Annotated in this window: 16 protein-coding genes; 14 read left to right on the forward strand and 2 right to left on the reverse strand. The window is 28.4% G+C overall.

What is annotated here, in order from left to right:
- Positions 1-50: 50 nt before the first annotated feature.
- Positions 51-1,178, reverse strand: a complete 1,128-nt coding sequence (locus IC175_RS09245; protein WP_227863168.1) for a DEAD/DEAH box helicase — start codon at positions 1,176-1,178, stop codon at positions 51-53.
- Between the two features lie 456 nt (positions 1,179-1,634).
- Here IC175_RS09245 and nifV point away from each other — a divergent pair, with 456 nt between their 5' ends.
- The 9 genes from nifV (at position 1,635) to treR (ending at position 9,892) form a co-directional block, all read left to right on the forward strand.
- Complete coding sequence (gene nifV, locus IC175_RS09250) at positions 1,635-2,828, forward strand: homocitrate synthase (protein ID WP_227433357.1); 1,194 nt, start codon at positions 1,635-1,637, stop codon at positions 2,826-2,828.
- Positions 2,829-2,852: 24 nt separating this feature from the next.
- A complete protein-coding gene (locus tag IC175_RS09255; RefSeq protein WP_227433356.1) occupies positions 2,853-4,778 on the forward strand; it encodes an aconitate hydratase in 1,926 nt (641 codons plus the stop codon).
- A gap of 20 nt (positions 4,779-4,798) precedes the next feature.
- A complete protein-coding gene (locus IC175_RS09260; protein WP_227482972.1) occupies positions 4,799-5,791 on the forward strand; it encodes an isocitrate/isopropylmalate dehydrogenase family protein in 993 nt (330 codons plus the stop codon).
- A 242-nt stretch (positions 5,792-6,033) separates the two neighbouring features.
- On the forward strand, positions 6,034-6,483 hold the full coding sequence (locus IC175_RS09265) for a MarR family winged helix-turn-helix transcriptional regulator (protein ID WP_227482971.1): 450 nt from the start codon (positions 6,034-6,036) through the stop codon (positions 6,481-6,483).
- A gap of 33 nt (positions 6,484-6,516) precedes the next feature.
- On the forward strand, positions 6,517-7,011 hold the full coding sequence (locus IC175_RS09270) for a GNAT family N-acetyltransferase (protein ID WP_227824747.1): 495 nt from the start codon (positions 6,517-6,519) through the stop codon (positions 7,009-7,011).
- Positions 7,012-7,108: 97 nt separating this feature from the next.
- A complete protein-coding gene (locus IC175_RS09275) occupies positions 7,109-7,630 on the forward strand; it encodes a nitroreductase family protein (protein ID WP_227851454.1) in 522 nt (173 codons plus the stop codon).
- 189 nt (positions 7,631-7,819) lie between these two features.
- Positions 7,820-8,131 (forward strand): helix-turn-helix domain-containing protein, encoded by a 312-nt coding sequence (locus IC175_RS09280; protein WP_227433351.1) that lies wholly within the window; start codon positions 7,820-7,822, stop codon positions 8,129-8,131.
- A gap of 28 nt (positions 8,132-8,159) precedes the next feature.
- Positions 8,160-8,855 (forward strand): CPBP family intramembrane glutamic endopeptidase, encoded by a 696-nt coding sequence (locus tag IC175_RS09285; protein ID WP_227433658.1) that lies wholly within the window; start codon positions 8,160-8,162, stop codon positions 8,853-8,855.
- 314 nt (positions 8,856-9,169) lie between these two features.
- A complete protein-coding gene (gene treR, locus IC175_RS09290; protein WP_413927240.1) occupies positions 9,170-9,892 on the forward strand; it encodes a trehalose operon repressor in 723 nt (240 codons plus the stop codon).
- Positions 9,893-10,004: 112 nt separating this feature from the next.
- Here the strand turns inward: treR and treB are convergent, their stop codons facing one another.
- Positions 10,005-11,444 carry a PTS trehalose transporter subunit IIBC gene (gene treB / locus IC175_RS09295; RefSeq protein WP_227433349.1) on the reverse strand — a complete coding sequence of 480 codons (1,440 nt, stop codon included), beginning with the start codon at positions 11,442-11,444 and terminating at the stop codon, positions 10,005-10,007.
- 281 nt (positions 11,445-11,725) lie between these two features.
- On the opposite strand from treB, the gene treC reads away from it, so the two are divergent.
- From treC to IC175_RS09320, 5 genes are all read left to right on the forward strand, one after another.
- On the forward strand, positions 11,726-13,384 hold the full coding sequence (gene treC / locus IC175_RS09300; RefSeq protein WP_227851455.1) for an alpha,alpha-phosphotrehalase: 1,659 nt from the start codon (positions 11,726-11,728) through the stop codon (positions 13,382-13,384).
- Between the two features lie 18 nt (positions 13,385-13,402).
- Positions 13,403-14,767: a sulfatase gene (locus IC175_RS09305; RefSeq protein WP_227433347.1), complete on the forward strand. Its 1,365-nt coding sequence runs from the start codon at positions 13,403-13,405 to the stop codon at positions 14,765-14,767.
- A gap of 47 nt (positions 14,768-14,814) precedes the next feature.
- Positions 14,815-15,936 (forward strand): radical SAM/SPASM domain-containing protein, encoded by a 1,122-nt coding sequence (locus IC175_RS09310; RefSeq protein WP_227433346.1) that lies wholly within the window; start codon positions 14,815-14,817, stop codon positions 15,934-15,936.
- 92 nt (positions 15,937-16,028) lie between these two features.
- Positions 16,029-16,811, forward strand: a complete 783-nt coding sequence (locus tag IC175_RS09315; RefSeq protein ID WP_227433345.1) for a sulfite exporter TauE/SafE family protein — start codon at positions 16,029-16,031, stop codon at positions 16,809-16,811.
- A 60-nt stretch (positions 16,812-16,871) separates the two neighbouring features.
- A complete protein-coding gene (locus tag IC175_RS09320; protein WP_227433344.1) occupies positions 16,872-17,384 on the forward strand; it encodes a PTS glucose transporter subunit IIA in 513 nt (170 codons plus the stop codon).
- Positions 17,385-17,506 lie beyond the last annotated feature (122 nt).

The raw sequence follows: 17,506 nt of genomic DNA on the forward strand, positions 1-17,506 counted from the left end.
TACAATAAATATTGAAAATATGTTTTATTATTTGATAGTTGCCTTATATATTATAATTCTATAATTCTTCTATTAATTTTAGATTCTATAGCTGTTTCAATTTCACTTAACATTCTCTCATTTTTAGGGTCAATAAAAGCACAAGTATAACCCTGTTCTCCAGCTCTACCAGTTCTACCAATACGATGAATATAGTCTTCAGGCGTTTCTGGTAAATCGTAATTATATATGTGACTTACTCCAGATATATCAAGACCTCGAGAAGCTACATCTGTGGCTATTAAATATTGTATTTCTAAATTTCTAAATGATTTCATTATTCTTTCTCGCTTTGATTGTGCAATATCACTATGCAACTTTTGACAATTATATCCTCGTATAGCAAGAGCCTCTTCAAGGTTGTCAACTCTTCTTTTAGTTCTACAGAATATTATAGCCATAAAAGGATTGTCTTCATTTAAAACACTGCATAAAGCATCTAATTTCTTTCTATCTGTAGTTTCTACTACTTCCTGCTTTATATTAGTAAGAGTAATTTCTTCTTTTTCAATAGAAACAACAACAGGATTTTTTGTATATCTATAAGCTAATTTTTTAACTTGAGAATCCATAGTTGCAGAAAAGCATAATGTCTGTTTTTTATTTGAAGTTTCTTTTAAAATAGCTTCAACTTCATTTTTAAATCCCATAAGCAACATTTGGTCTGCTTCATCTAAAACAAAAGTTTTTAATTTGCTAAGGTCAATTGTTTTTCTATTTAAGTGGTCTAGAAGTCTACCTGGTGTAGCTATAATCATATGAATATTTCCTTTTAGTTTTTTTATCTGAGAACCAATGTCTTTTCCACCATAAGCTGCTAGAATATTTATATCCTTAGATTCTTTAAGTTTTATAGCTTCTTCTGTTATTTGAATAGCAAGTTCTCTAGTTGGAGACAGTACAAGTACTTGTATATCATCTACATCTAATGATATATTCTCAAATATCGGAAGCAGGAAAGCCAGTGTTTTACCTGTCCCAGTCTGCGCTTCGGCTATGACATCTTTTCCTGATTTTATTAAGGGGATACTTTCTTTTTGTATAGGTGTAGGTGTTGTTATTCCTGATGTTTTTATAATATTTATAGTATTTTCGCTAATTCCTAAGCTCTTAAAATCCATTATTATCTTACCTTTCATGAAAAATTTTCTATTTTATTAATCAATTAATAATATCATATTTGTAAGTATTTTTAGTAATTTTTTCGATTATTATTTATTTATTATTTATATAGTTTAAAAATATAGTGTATAACTCTTAAAATATAGTGTAGATTAAATTAGATTTTAGCTAGAATTTTATAGGTTTATTTTAAAAGGTTTTTTGAAAATAAATCTATTTATAAATTAAATTAAAATGCAAGAAAAACATAATAACTTTCATTTTTAAGAAGTTTTCACAAAAAGGAAAAAATATAGTGCAATAATTAATATAAAGTAATATAATAGATTACAAGATATGAAAAGCTAAAAAAATAAATTGCAAATGAAATTAAAATGAATAAAAAATAAAAAAATAATCAAAAGTTAGAGACATCACTGAAAGATAAGACCTAATATTATTAAAACTAAATGTATACTAAGGGGGGCATTAATATGTGCATTATATCAAAAGATAGAGCAAAGGAAATCAAAATAGTAGATACTACTTTAAGAGATGGGGAACAAACAGCTGGGGTTGTATTTGCGAATAGAGAAAAAATAATGATTGCTGAAATGTTAAGTGATTTAGGTGTTGACCAAATTGAAGTTGGTATACCTACTATGGGTGGAGACGAAAAAAATGTAATAAAGCACATATGTAATAGAAATTTAAAAGCAGATATAATGGCTTGGAATAGAGCAGTGATAAAAGATGTTGAAGAATCTATTTCTTGTGGTGTTGATGCAGTAGCCATATCAATATCAGTATCTGATATTCATATAGAAAATAAACTTAGAACTTCTAGAGGTTGGGTTTTAGAGAATATGGCTAAGACAGTTGAATTTGCAAAGAAAAACGGATTATATGTTTCAGTAAATGGAGAAGATGCTTCAAGAGCGGATATCGACTTCTTAACTGAGTTTATAAATGTTGGAAAGCAAGCAGGAGCAGATAGATTTAGATATTGTGATACAGTAGGAGTTATGAATCCTTTTTCTATAAAAAATGCAATAGAAACTCTTTACGAAAGAACTAATTTTGACATAGAAATGCATACACATAATGATTTTGGTATGGCAACTGCAAATGCACTTGCAGGATTAGCAGCAGGAGCAAATTATGTTGGAGTTACAGTTAATGGCTTAGGCGAAAGAGCTGGAAATGCAGCATTAGAAGAAGTTTTAATGGCACTTAAATGCATCTATAAATGTGATTTAAATAACGTAGATACTAGAAAATTTAGAGGAATATGTGAATATGTGTCACAAGCATCAGGAAGAATACTTCCTACATGGAAACCAGTAGTTGGAGATAATATGTTTATACATGAATCTGGTATACATGCTGATGGAGCATTAAAAGACCCACATAACTATGAACCATTTGACCCAAGTGAAGTAAATCTTGAAAGAAAAATAGTAATAGGAAAGCATTCAGGAAGAGCAGCAGTAATAAATAAATTGAGTGAATATGAAATGTATATTTCTCCAGAAAACGCTACCAAATTATTAAATGCAATAAGAGCTACATCTATAAGATTGAAAAGAAGTTTGATGGATAAAGAGATTCTTCAATTATATTGTGATATACTAGCACATGAAAAAGGTACAACAGAAGAAGAAGCAGTTAGAGGTTCATATATTTAAGATATAATTGTTTAGGAGGAAAGTATGGGAGATAATATAGTTTATAAAATAATCAAAAAACATATAGTGGATGGAGAGGCTGTTGCTGGCAATTCAATTGGGATAAAAATAGACCAGACTTTAACACAAGATTCCACTGGAACAATGACATATCTTCAATTAGAAGCTATGGGCATAGATAAAGTAAAAACAAAAAGAAGTGTTGCATTTGTAGACCATAATATGTTACAACAAGGATTTGAAAATGCAGATGACCATAAATATATACAAACAGTAGCTGACAAATACGGTGTTTATTTTTCTAAACCAGGAAATGGTATCTGCCATCAAGTATTTTTAGAAAGATTTTCAACACCAGGAGATACACTTTTGGGTTCTGATAGTCACACGCCTACTGCTGGTGGTGTTGGTATGATGGCTATTGGTGCTGGGGGATTGGATGTTGCTCTAGCTATGGCAGGAGGAGCATACTATATAAAAGCACCAATCGTCTGTAAGGTAAACTTAGTTGGAAAATTAAATAATATGGTATCTTCAAAAGATATAATATTAGAAGTGTTGAGAAAACAAACTGTAAAAGGGGGCGTAGGTAAAGTCTACGAATATGGAGGAGAAGGAGTTAAAAATCTATCTGTTCCACAAAGAGCCACAATAACAAACATGGGAGCTGAACTTGGAGCAACTACTTCAATATTCCCAAGTGATGAAAAAACATTAGAGTTTTTTAAGAGTCAAGGAAGAGAAGATGCATGGATGGAACTAAAACCTGATTCAGATGCAGTTTATGATGAAGAGATTACTATAAACTTAGATGAATTAAAACCATTAGCTGCAAAGCCTCATAGTCCAGATAATGTAGATGAAGTTGAAAATATAGGAAAGATAAAAATAGACCAAGTTGCGATAGGAAGCTGTACAAATTCTTCTTATGAAGACTTAATGAAAGTAGCTCAAATCTTAAAAGGAAACAAAGTTCATAAGAATGTAAGTTTGGTAATAGCACCAGGCTCAAGACAGGTTATGGAAATGATAGCTAGAAATGGAGCTTTAGGAGATATAATAAGTGCTGGAGCTAGAATATTAGAAAACTCTTGTGGGCCATGTATAGGTATGGGGCAATCTCCAGGAACTGATTCTGTATCCTTAAGAACTTTCAATAGAAACTTCTATGGAAGAAGTGGAACTCTATCAGCACAAGTATATTTAGTGAGCCCAGAAGTAGCAGCAGTAAGTGCTATAAAAGGAGAACTTACAGACCCAAGAGAATTTGATGTTAAATTTGAAAACTTAGATGTAAGTGAATTTTTAATAGATGATAGTATGATAATAAAGCCTTCTGATGTAGGAAGTGATGTAGAAGTAGTTAGAGGTCCTAATATAAAACCTTTCCCTCTTAACACAGAACTAAGTGAGTCTATAAGCGGAAACGTAATATTAAAGACAGAAGATAATATAACTACTGACCATATAATGCCATCAAATGCCAAGTTACTTCCTTTTAGAAGTAACATACCATATCTTGCAAACTATTGTTTTAATACTGTGGATACAGAGTTTCCTCAAAGAGCAAAAGATAATAATGGTGGATTTATAATTGGTGGAGACAACTATGGACAAGGTTCAAGCAGAGAACACGCTGCTTTAGCACCATTATATCTTGGTGTTAAAGGAGTAATAGTAAAAAGTTTTGCAAGAATACACAAAGCCAATTTAATAAACAGTGGAATAATTCCAATGGAGTTTTGTGATGAAAAAGATTATGAAAATTTATCTCTTTTAGATAATCTGGAAATACCAAATATTTTAGATAATTTAGATAGCGGTGTTTTAGAGGTTAAGAATATAAGTAAAGGAGCTTCTTTCAAAGTTAAAGTAGAATTATCAGCAAAAGAAGTTGATGTATTAAAAGCAGGTGGAAAATTAAATTACACTAAGAATCAAGCTAATTAATATGAAAAGAGGGAATATTGATGTATAAAGTGACACTTATACCAGGAGATGGAATAGGACCAGAAGTTGCGAAAGCTATGAAAAAGGTTGTAGAAGCTACTGGAGTAGAGATAGAATGGGAAGAAGTTAATGCAGGAGAAGCAGTTATTGAGGAATATGGAACTCCACTTCCTCAATATATTATAGATAGTATAAAAAAGAACAAAATAGCTATAAAAGGTCCAATCACTACTCCTGTGGGGAAAGGGTTTAGAAGTGTAAATGTAACTTTGAGACAAGCATTAGATTTATATGTTAATTTAAGACCAATTAAGAGTTTTAAAGGTATAAAGTCAAGATATGAAGATGTTGATTTAGTTGTAGTAAGGGAAAATACAGAAGACTTATATGCTGGTATAGAGCATAAGATAGGTGATTATGCAGCTGAAAGTATAAAGATAATAACAAGAGGAGCAAGTGAGAGAATTGTTGACTTTGCATGTAACTATGTTAAAGATAACAAGAGAAAAAAAGTCACTGCTATACATAAAGCGAATATAATGAAAATGTCTGATGGTTTGTTTTTAGATGTATTTAGAGAAGTAGCATCAAAACATGGTGTTGAGTATGATGATTTAATTGTAGATGCAGCAGCTATGAACTTAGTTTTAAATCCAGAAAATTATGATGTAATGGTAATGCCAAATCTTTATGGAGATATACTATCTGATTTAGGAGCTGGTCTTGTTGGAGGCTTGGGTATAATTCCAAGTGCAAACATTGGTAAAGATTGTGCTATATTTGAAGCTGTTCATGGAAGTGCTCCACAAATAGCTGGGCAAAATAAGGCTAATCCAACAGCGCTTATTCAATCATCAGTAATGATGCTTAGATATTTAGGAGAATATGAAAATGCACAAAAGATAGAAACAGCTCTAGAAAAAGTATTTCTTGATGGAAGCAAATTAACTGTAGATTTAGGTGGTTCAGCTTCAACTACCGAATTTGCAGATGAGGTATGTAAGTATATTTAGTTGTTGTTTATAATAATATGATGTAAGTTTTAAAAAGAGCTGTTAATTGTATATGGGACAATTAACAGCTCTTAATTTAGTTTTGTAATGATATATTTGTAAACATCCAGTCAAAAACAAAAATAAATGTAAAAAAGTTGTTTTTTTAGTTGAGTATTCAACCAATATATGGTAATATACAAATATAGTTGAAAGTTCAACTAAAAATATTTTGAATTTAGAGATATTGATTGGAGGTGCATTTGATTAAAACTTTAGACAGTAATATATTAAGAGAAGTTGGTACTTTATCTAGAGCAGTAAATTCAATAAATGATATGAAGTACAAAGAATTAAAGTTACAAAAAGGGCAATTTACTTTTTTAACACGAATTTGTGAAAATCCTGGAATAAACCTTGTAGAATTATCAAATGTGTTAAAAGTAGATAAGGCCACTACAACTAAAGCTATACAGAAGTTAATAAAAGCTGGATATGTAGATAAAAAGCAAGATGAGTTTGACAAAAGAGGATACAATTTAACTCCTACCAATAAATCTTTAGAAGTATATGAGCTAATAATTGAAGAAGAAAATAGAAGTATAGAAATATGTTTTAATAATCTTACAGATGAAGAGAAGCAAACAGCAAATAATATACTAGAGAAAATGAGAAAAAATATAGAAGAAGAATGGTTTAGAGTAAAAAGATAATAAATTAATGGATGAATATAAGGAGATATTTTTATGATTAGAAAAGCAAATATAAGTGACTTAGATAGTATTATGGGAATTATAAAATCAACAGTTGAAGAAATGAAAGGCTATAATAATACACAGTGGGATGAAAATTATCCATCAGATAAAGACTTTATTTCTGACATTGAGAAACAAGATTTATATGTAGAAGAAGTAGATGGAAAAATAGCAGGATTTATATGTATTAATTATGATGAACCTAAAGAATATATAGATTTAAATTGGTCATCTAATGATAAGGCTATGGTAGTACATAGAATGGCAGTAAATCCAAGTTTTAGAAAGATGGGAATTGCATCTAGACTAGTTAATTTTGCTGAAGAATTAGCTAAAGAAAACAATGTATCATATTTAAAGAGTGATACATATTCAATAAACTCAAAGATGAATTCATTGCTTATAAAATGTGGCTTTATTAAAATTGGTGAAATGAGTTTCCTAGGAAAAGAGAAATCTTTCTATTGTTATGATAAAATATTATAAAAAGTATTTATCATACAAAGGCTAAAGGATACATTTTTAGTACTAGTAGGGGAATAATGTAAGCCAAATGTATGCTATTATGAAAGGGTTTATTTAGATGATTGAATTTCTAAAAAAAAGAAGAAGTATTAGAAAGTATAAAAATATTGAAGTAGAAAAAGAGAAGTTAGATAAGATATTAAAAGCGGTTCTTTTAGCACCATCATCAAAGGGACTTAGAACATGGGAATTTATCGTGGTAGACGATAAAGAAACATTGACTAATTTATCTCAGTGTAGGACTAAAGGTGGTGGGTTTTTCCTAAAAAATGCACCTTTAGCTATTGTAGTTATTGGAGATAAAGAAAAAAATGATGTTTGGATAGAAGATGCAAGTATTGCTGCTTCATATATACAGCTTCAATCTCATGAGCTTGGATTAGGTTCTTGTTGGATACAGGTAAGAAATAGGATGCATGATGATAGTATAGATGCTGATAAATATATTAGAGATGAACTGAACATACCTGATAAGTACAGTGTAGAATGTATAATTTCTATAGGCTACCCTGATGAAGAAAAAAAATCATACTGTGACTCTGATTTGGATTATGAAAAAGTCCATTTTAATAAATTTTAATGTATAATATATTATATTAAGACAGTATGTTTTTTTGATATTGTTAATATATATTTAAAATTGTAAAAATATATCTGAATTTTACTAACTTATATAAGGGTTATGTACAAGGATTTTAAAGATAAGTATAGAAATTAATGTTTATAATCGATACATAACTATAGTAACAAAATTTAAGGAGGTTCAAATATGGGTATATTTAAAACAAAAATTGATGAGGATTGGAAAGTAAATTACATCAAAGAATTTAATGAAATGAGAGACTCTTATGAGAGTAAGCTTCAAAAAAAACAATTTGAAGTAGATAGTTTGAAATCAGAATTAGATAGACTTAGAAGTTATAAAAATAGTCTTAAGCCAAAGGAAAAGCAAATTACTGATGATGATATAAATAATATAAAAAACTTGAGAAGAGATGGTTTAAGCTATAAAGAAATTTCAAGTGAAACAAGTTGGAGTAAAGCAACTGTGAGTAGAGTACTAAATGGACTTTACGATTAGTATACACATGGGGTGATTTAAATTGGGGATGAAGTATAGTTATAAAAAATGTATAATAGATTCTATTTCATTGATGTTCATAGTTCAGATAGTAAGAATGATTTTAAATTATATACTTCTAAGTCAATTTGAATTTACTCTTGAAAATTTTAATATTGTAAATTTAATTTCTTTTACACTAGTTGGATTATCATTAATTTTATTTTTGAAAAATAGTTCTTTGTATAATAAAATGAGAAATAGAAAGATTACAGAAGCTTTCAAGGAAAATAAAGATAGTGTACTTATAAAAAGGTGTAAGTTGATACTTTTTATAGTAGTCTTATCTCTAGCTGTAATCTCAATTTATTATAATAGAAGCTATATGTTTTTTAATGTAACTATGATGACTTTATCTGTATTAATAATTCCAGTATTTGAAGAATTATTTTTTAGAGAGTACATCTGGAATTATTTAAACAATTTTATAAAATCAAAGAGTAAAGTTGTATGTATAACATCTATCTTATCTGGTATTTATAATATAGGATATATAGATGTTATACGTAATTACATAATGTTATATAATAACTCTTACTATACATTTGAAGTTGTTATTTCAAAAATTATTATAGGTACTGTTTTTGGTATTATACTTGGTATTGTTAAGTCAAGATTTAAAGATGTAAGCTTTTGTATAATATTGAGAAGTCTGTTTACTATACTTACTAGACAGATAATATGATTATATATACTTAAATAATTGTAATAAGTGCATGAAGAGAATAAATGATAGCTACATATATAAAATAAACTCTAGTATCTGGAGTTTATTTTTTTGTATGAAGTTATTTTAATAAATTTATATAAGAACTGGATAAATTGCTACAATACAAATTGAATGTAAATATATTTTCTATCACAAGTAAGAAATAAATTGTATTACTTATACAATTTATTTTTTTAAATATTAAGAAGACTATTTGACAGGTTAGCCAATAATATGATATTTATATAAAATAAGATGAGTGTACAAACTAAAACTAATTATGAATGAGAGTGATTTACTTGAAGAAATTTTATGAAATATATTTAGATTTAGAGAAAGATATAAGAAATAATGTATATGAAGTAGGAGAGCTTTTACCAACAGAAGTAAAGCTTGCTCAAAAATATCGAGTATCAAGAGAAACTATTAGAAAAGCACAGTCGCTTTTACTAGAGAAGGGGTTTATACAAAAAAAACAAGGTAAAGGGGCTATTGTTTTAGATATAAATAAATTTGAAATAGAAGGGTCAGGGTTGATTAGTTTCAATGAATTACAAAAGAATAAAAATTTAGATACAGAAATAAGTGTACTAAAAAATAAAAAGGAGATTATGCCTTTAGAAATTTGTAAAAAACTAGATATAGATACAAAAACTAAGATTATAGCAGTTGAAAGGCTTAGAAAAATTAATGGAGAAGCTGTTATTTTAGATAAAGATTACTTTATATCTGAAATAATACCAGAAATACCATTAACAGCGGTTCAAAGTTCAATATTTAATTATATAGAGAAAAATTTAGAACTAAAAATAGGTTATGCAAATAAAGAAGTAACAGTAGCTCCTGTTACAGAAGAAGATAAAATATTGCTAGATGTTGGAACAGACACACATGTTGTAGTGATACGAAGTGAAGTTTATTTAGAAGATACAAGATTATTTCAGTATCATGAATCTAGACATAGAGTTGATACATTTAGATTTGTAGATTTTGCAAGAAGAAGAAATCTTTAATTATATAAAAAGAGTGTCTTTTTTGTACTGTACCCTCAATTGTTAAATCAAAATTCTAATGATTGAGTTTCAGTATATTTAGACACTCTTTTTTTATTAGACCATATATTATTTAATTTTCTATAAATTCTTTATTAAAGTATTTGCTCTTTGAGAATATGTATGTAAGGATACAAGTAATGGCTATAGAAAGTCCCATTGCCAAGAAGTAAACACCCCATTGGTCTGTAAATATAGATAAAAACGCTGGTAACCCTGATATACCTATAGAACTTGCTTTAACATTAAAGTAAGATACAACCCCTCCAGCTATACCTGCACCTATCATAGATGCTATGAATGGGAAACGATAACGTAAGTTTATACCAAATATTGCAGGTTCAGTAATACCTAACCAAGCTGAAATTGAAGCTGTTAATGCAACACCCTTGATTTTTTTATTTTTTAATATAAAGAACATTGTCAAAGCTGCTGCACCTTGACCAAGGCTAGCCATAACTTGTATTGGCCATAATGTAGCAAATCCTAAAGTACCTATCATTTGTAAATTTATACCTAAGAATAAGTGATGCATTCCTGTTATAACCAATGGAGATAATATGAATCCAAAAAGTGCTCCTGCAAGGACTGCATTAATTTCAAATAATCCAAGAATTCCACTTGTAATTAAGTTTGCAAATGACATTGTTATAGGACCTATGATAGAGAATGTTAAGAAACCAGTTATTAATAATGTAAGAGGAGCAACAAAAATAAGTTGAACCATCTCAGGAATTTTTTTAGTTAAGAACTTTTCAATTGTTGCTAGAAGATAAGAAGAACATAAAACAGGGATTACTTGTCCTTGATAGCCTATTTTAGCAATATTAAAACCTAATATATTCCAGTAAGTAACAGCTTCAGGTGTTTTAGAGTATTGTGCACCAGGCATTAAATCTGGATTAATTAAAATAAGACCTAATACAATACCAAGTACAGGATTTCCTCCAAACTTTTTAACGGCTGACCAACCTATTAGTGCAGGTAAAAATGAAAAAGAAGTATTTGCTATAAGATTAATCATATTAGATATACCAGCCCAATTGCTATGAACTTCTAAAAAGGGTTGTTCATAGAAAATTCCTGGGTTAGCAAGTAGATTATTTATACCCATCAATAAACCAGAGGCAACTATAGCAGGTAATATAGGAATGAATATATCTGCCAACACCTTTATAGCTTTTTGAAGTGGATTTAATTTTTTATTAGAAATCTCTTTAACCTCAGATTTTGTTGCTTCCTTAAGCCCCGTAATTTCTATTAATGTAGCATAAACTTTATTCACAAGACCTGGACCTATAATAACTTGAAATTGACCATTTGAGGTAAAGCTTCCTTTCACTATATCTATTTGTTCTAATTGCTTTACATTAACTTTACTTTCTGAATTTAGAGCAAATCTTAATCTAGTAATACAGTGTGTTGCAGATATTATATTCTCTACTCCCCCAATTGCTTCAAGGATTTGTTCAACCTGCTCTTTATGATATGTATTTTCTTTTAATGTACTCATAAAATTACCTCCCCCTTAGAATGTGATGTTGTATAGACAAATCTTGAAAATAATATACCATAGAGAAATTTTTATGTCAACGTTATCCTAAATTTTTCTGAAATTTAATTACTAAAATATAAATTGTATATTATTGGAAAATCAGAAAAGTAAGAGAAAATTTGGAAGGAGTATAGGGAATATATTTTTTTATTTAGAGTAAATATTGATTTTAACAAAAAAAAGGTTTATTATAAAAATATAAAAATTGTCTAGACAAAAATGAAAGGAAAAATTTGCGTATGGATTTCAAGAAGAAAGTTATTTATCAAATATATCCAAAATCATTTAATGATTCTAATAATGATGGGATAGGAGATTTAAAAGGAATTATAGAGAAATTACCTTATTTATATAAATTAGGTGTAGATATAATTTGGATTAACCCATTTTTTGTTTCTCCACAAAGGGATAATGGATATGATATTGCTGACTATACATCAATAGATTCTATGTTTGGAACTATGGAGGATTTTGAAAAGTTAGTGGATGAAAGTAAAAAATATAATATAGAGTTGATGCTGGATATGGTGTTAAATCACACATCAACAGAACATAAATGGTTTAAAAAAGCTTTGGCAGGAGATAAAAAGTATCAAGATTTCTACTTCATTAGAGATGGCAAAGAAAATAATCAACTACCAACAAATTGGAAATCTAAATTTGGTGGAGATGCTTGGGGAAAATTTGGGGATACAGATAAGTACTACTTACACTTATATGATGTTACACAAGCCGACCTCAACTGGCGTAATCCTGAGGTTAGGGAAGAATTATATAAAGTTGTAAATTTTTGGATAGATAGAGGAGTTAAGGGATTTAGGTTTGATGTAATAAATGTAATTGGCAAAGATGAAGAATTGAAAGACTCTACAAATAATATAGGAAAAGAAATGTATACAGATAAACCTATTGTCCATGAATTTATTAAAGAAATGAATAAAGAAACTTTTGGAAGAGTTGAGGGCATAACAACTGTTGGAGAAATGTCTTCAACAGCTATTGAAAATTGTATATTATATTCTTCTCCAAAAGAAAAAGAGCTTTCAATGACATTTAATTTTCATCATCTAAAAGTAGATTATGAAAATGGAGAAAAGTGGAGTGATATGCCTTTTGACTTTATGATGTTGAAAAAACTCTTAAATGAATGGCAAGAAAAGATTGAAAGTGGCGGTGGCTGGAATGCACTATTTTGGAATAATCATGACCAACCAAGAGCTATTAGTAGATTTTGTAATGAAGAATACAGAGTTGAAGCATCAAAAATGTTAGCTGCTACAATACATCTATTAAGAGGAACACCATATATATATCAAGGTGAAGAAATAGGTATGACAAATCCAAATTTTGAAAGAATAGATGATTATTTAGATGTTGAAACTCATAATGCGTATAGTGAATTTTTAAAAAATAAAATTGAAAAAGAAACAATAATGAATATTATAAAGTCCAAATCCAGAGATAATAGTCGTACACCTATGCAGTGGTCAGATAAATTAAATGCAGGTTTTACAAATGGGAAGCCATGGATTAAAATAGCTGAAAATTATAAAGAGATAAATGTTGAAAAGGAACTTAAAGAAGGGTCAATTTTTAACTTCTATCAAAAGTTAATATCTTTAAGAAAGCAATTAAATATTATATCTGAAGGTTCCTATAAGGGAATTTTACTAGATAATGATAAGGTTTATGCTTATGTTAGAGGCTTAGAAGATGAAAGATTAATAGTATTTAACAACTTCTATGATTGTGAAGTTGAAGTTGAGATTAGTGAGGAATTTTTAGGAAAATCATTTACATATTTGATAGGGAACTATGAAAAGCGAGATTTAGAACCTAAGTTAGAGTTAAGACCTTATGAAACAGTAGCATTTTATAGTAAGGATATAAAAAAATAATGGAAAGAGGTAGTATTAATGAAACCAAATATTTTACTTATGATTTCTCATGACAGTGGTAGAAAATTCAGTAACTATGGATATAATGTGGAAACTCCATGTATAAATAAATTAGCTCAAGAAGGAATTCAATTTGATAATTATTTTTGTGCAGCACCTCAATGCAGTCCAAGTAGAGGAAGTATACTAACTGGATTATACCCTCACAATAATGGGTTAATGGGACTTGCACATCTAGGATTTTGTATAGATTCTAAACATACAACACTTCCTATGGAGTTACAAAAAAACGGATATGAAACAACATTAATAGGACTAAGCCATGAAACAATAAATGAAGCACCACCAATAAAAGATAGAGTATTTTCTTCAACCTATGACTTAGGATATGATAATTTTATAGCGGTTCCAGGGGATAGAGCTCCTAAGGTTGCTAAAGAGGCAGTTAAATTTTTAGAGGAATATAAAGAAAATCAGGAAAAGCCATTTTATTTAAATATAGGATTTTTTGAAACACATAGAGATTTTGATGAATATAAACCTTATGCAGATAAATTGGATGAAGTAGAGGTATTTAAGTTTTTACCCGATACAGAAGATGTAAGAAAAGATATAGCTTTATATAATGGTTCAGCAAAAGTATTGGATAAGGCAATAGGCAAAATATATAATAAATTACAAGAAACAGGATTAGATAAAAATACAATTGTTATACTGACAACAGACCATGGAGTTGCTTTTCCAGGAGCTAAAGGAATGTTAAAAGAAGCAGGATTAGAGACAGCACTTATAATTTTATTACCTAATTCCTCTCAAAAAAATGTAAAAAAAGAAGCATTATTATGTAATGTTGATTTATTGCCAACGATACTAGATTTAATAGAAGCTGAAATTCCTAAAAATATAGATGGAGAAAGTTTTGCCAATTTATTAAAAACTAATGAAGATATAGGTAGAGACTCATTCTTTACAGAAATGACATGGCATGACCAATATAGACCAATGAGAGGCATAAGGACTAATGAATATAGCTATGTTAAAAATTTTGAAGATGGGCCTAAAATATATATTACAGTTGATTCACATTTGAGTTTATCAGGTAAAGCTGTTAGAGATAAATTTTATGTTCCTAATGATAAAGAAGAACTTTATGATTTAAGAAAAGACCCACTAGAAGAAAATAATCTGATAAATGATTCAGATTATCAAGACATAGCAGAGGAATTGAGAAAGAAAGTTGATAATTGGATGTTAGAAACGAATGACCCACTTTTAAAAGGACCTGTAAAAGGAACAGGCTCAAGTAGATGGAAAACAGAAATAGAAGAGGGTAGAGCTTATCCAGGAAGAGACGAATATTATAGACTATTATCTGATAAGTAGAAAATATTAAACAAGTAAAAAATATTTAATAAAGAAGGTCTTTTATAATGAAAAGTATATCAGTTTTAATTAAACCTGTTTCATCGTTATGTAATTTGAGATGTAGATATTGTTTTTATGGAAATGTGAGTGATTTAAGAGAAGTAAAATCCTATGGTATTATGCAGGAAGACACTATAAAAAACATAGTAAATAATACATTTGAAATTTTGGATAATGGAGATATAGTTACATTTGCTTTTCAAGGTGGAGAGCCTACTTTAGCTGGATTAAGATTTTTCCAATATTTTATTGAGTATGTTAGTAAAATAAAAAAAAATATAACAGTAAACTACTCTATTCAAACGAATGGAACTCTTATTGATAATCAATGGTGTGAGTTCTTAAAGAAAAATAATTTTTTAGTAGGATTATCATTAGATTTACTAGAAGACTTGCATGATAAAAATCGTGTATATTCAGATAATAAGGGAAGTTATATAGATGTAATAAATACAAAAAAACTACTGGAAACACACAAGATAAACTTTAACATACTGTGTGTTTTGACAAAACAGATTGCACTTAATCCAAAAGAGGTTTTTAATTTTATAAAATTAAACAATGTGAAGTATATACAATTTATACCTTGTTTAGATGATTTAGACTGTAAAACTAAGTCAGAGTACTCTTTAGAACCTAAATATTTTGCATACTTTTATAAAATAATATTTAAGCTTTGGAAAAATGAGTTTGATAAAGGAAATTATATAAGTATTAATTTGTTCGATAATCTTATATCTGTTTTAATTACAGGAATTCCTAGTACCTGTGGGATAATTGGGAAATGCCAACCGCAATTTGTAATAGAGGCTGATGGAAGTGTATATCCATGTGATTTTTATGTACTAGATAACTTTAATTTAGGTAATATAAAAGATAACACTTTATTGGATATTTTAAGAAAATCTAAAATGCAAGAATTTTTGCATAAAGATATAAACAAAGAAAGTATTTGTTTAAAGTGTAATTTTCACAAAATATGTGGTGGTGGATGCAAAAGAATGAAAAATTCTATGTATATTGATTCTAGTAATAATTACTGTGGATATAAAGAATTTTTAATGTCTACTTTTGGTGATTTAGAAAAAATATCAGTATTAGTATATAAAAATCAAATACCAAAATAATTTTAGTATTTAGCATTCTAAGTTAAAGTGATTAAAAATTATGTATAATTAAAGGGTTTTGAGCAGAGTAAATTTAGTTAGGATGGTTTTAAATGAATGTAATTTTATTTGCAATAGCTGTACTTTCAACAACTATAGGAGCTATAACAGGTATTGGTGGAGGTGTAATAATAAAGCCAGTACTAGATTTGATTGGAATATTTGATGTTTCAACTATAAGTGTGTTATCATCTTTTACTGTGTTATCGATGGCAATTGTTTCTGTATATAAACAAATTAAATCAAAACTTTTTAAAATAAACTTTAGACTTATTTTAATTGGTGTAGCATCAGTATTAGGAGGTACTATAGGTCAAAGGTTATTAGATTTATCTATTTCATATGTAAATAATCCTTCTATAATAAAAATAACTCAAAATATTATGATGATTATTTTGTTAGTAATGGTTTATTTATATAGAGATAAAAGTTTAAATGTTAAGTTTAATACTAACATTACATATTTTATTGTTGGCATTTTTTTAGGGGTTACATCTTCATTTTTAGGAATAGGTGGAGGTCCTATAAATGTGGCCGTGTTTACAATATTATTTGGATTATCAGTTAAAGAAGCTGCGTTTAATTCCATTATAACTATTTTATTTTCTAATATTTCAAAGTTAGTTACAGTTTTCATAAATACAGGGTTTGGTATATATGATTTATCTGGATTACCTTTTATGATAATAGGAGCAGTGTTGGGAGGAATTATAGGTTCCTCTATTAGTAAAAATATGGATGACAAAAGAGTTAAATATATGTTCTCGTATATGACTATAATTATTACTGGAATAAATATATATAGTATATTTCAGGTAATATATTTTATGAATTAAAGTGTATAATGTAGATAATACGAGAAGTTAATTTAAATTATTGGAATGAGGAGATTTAATATGTTCAAAAAGTTATTCTCAAAAAATAAAAATGAAGAAGTAAAAAGTAATTATATAAAAGGAATATTACAATCGCCACTTACAGGGAAAGTATTAAGTATAACTGATGTTCCTGATGATGCTTTTTCTAGTAAAATGCTAGGTGATGGGATTGCTATAGAGCCACAAGAAGGAGTCGTATCTTCTCCTGTTGATGGTGAGGTGATTCAAGTGTTTTTGCCATCTAAACATGCTATATGCATAAAGAGTGAAGATGGTTTGGAGATACTAATACATATCGGATTAGATACTGTAAAGATGAATGGAGATGGATTTGAAGTATTAGTAAATGCAGGAGATAAAGTTTACTGTGGGCAAAAACTTATAAGATTTAATTTAGAAAAAATTAAAAAAAGCGTTAAATCTGTTATAACTCCTATAGTTATAACCAATTCTTATGACATAGATAGAGTTGAAATTTTAAGAACTGGAGATATATGTATTGGAGAAGATTTAATGAAAGTTTATAAGTAAATAGGTTTTACCAAGAGGTTTTGTCTAAATAAAAAATATTATAACTATAAAATGGCTGTATATAATAATATTGAAAGAGTGTAGGTATGCTTATTTTATTAAGGATACCTTTTTTTTATTGT

Source organism: Clostridioides sp. ES-S-0123-01, assembly GCF_020658415.1.
GTDB lineage: Bacteria > Bacillota > Clostridia > Peptostreptococcales > Peptostreptococcaceae > Clostridioides.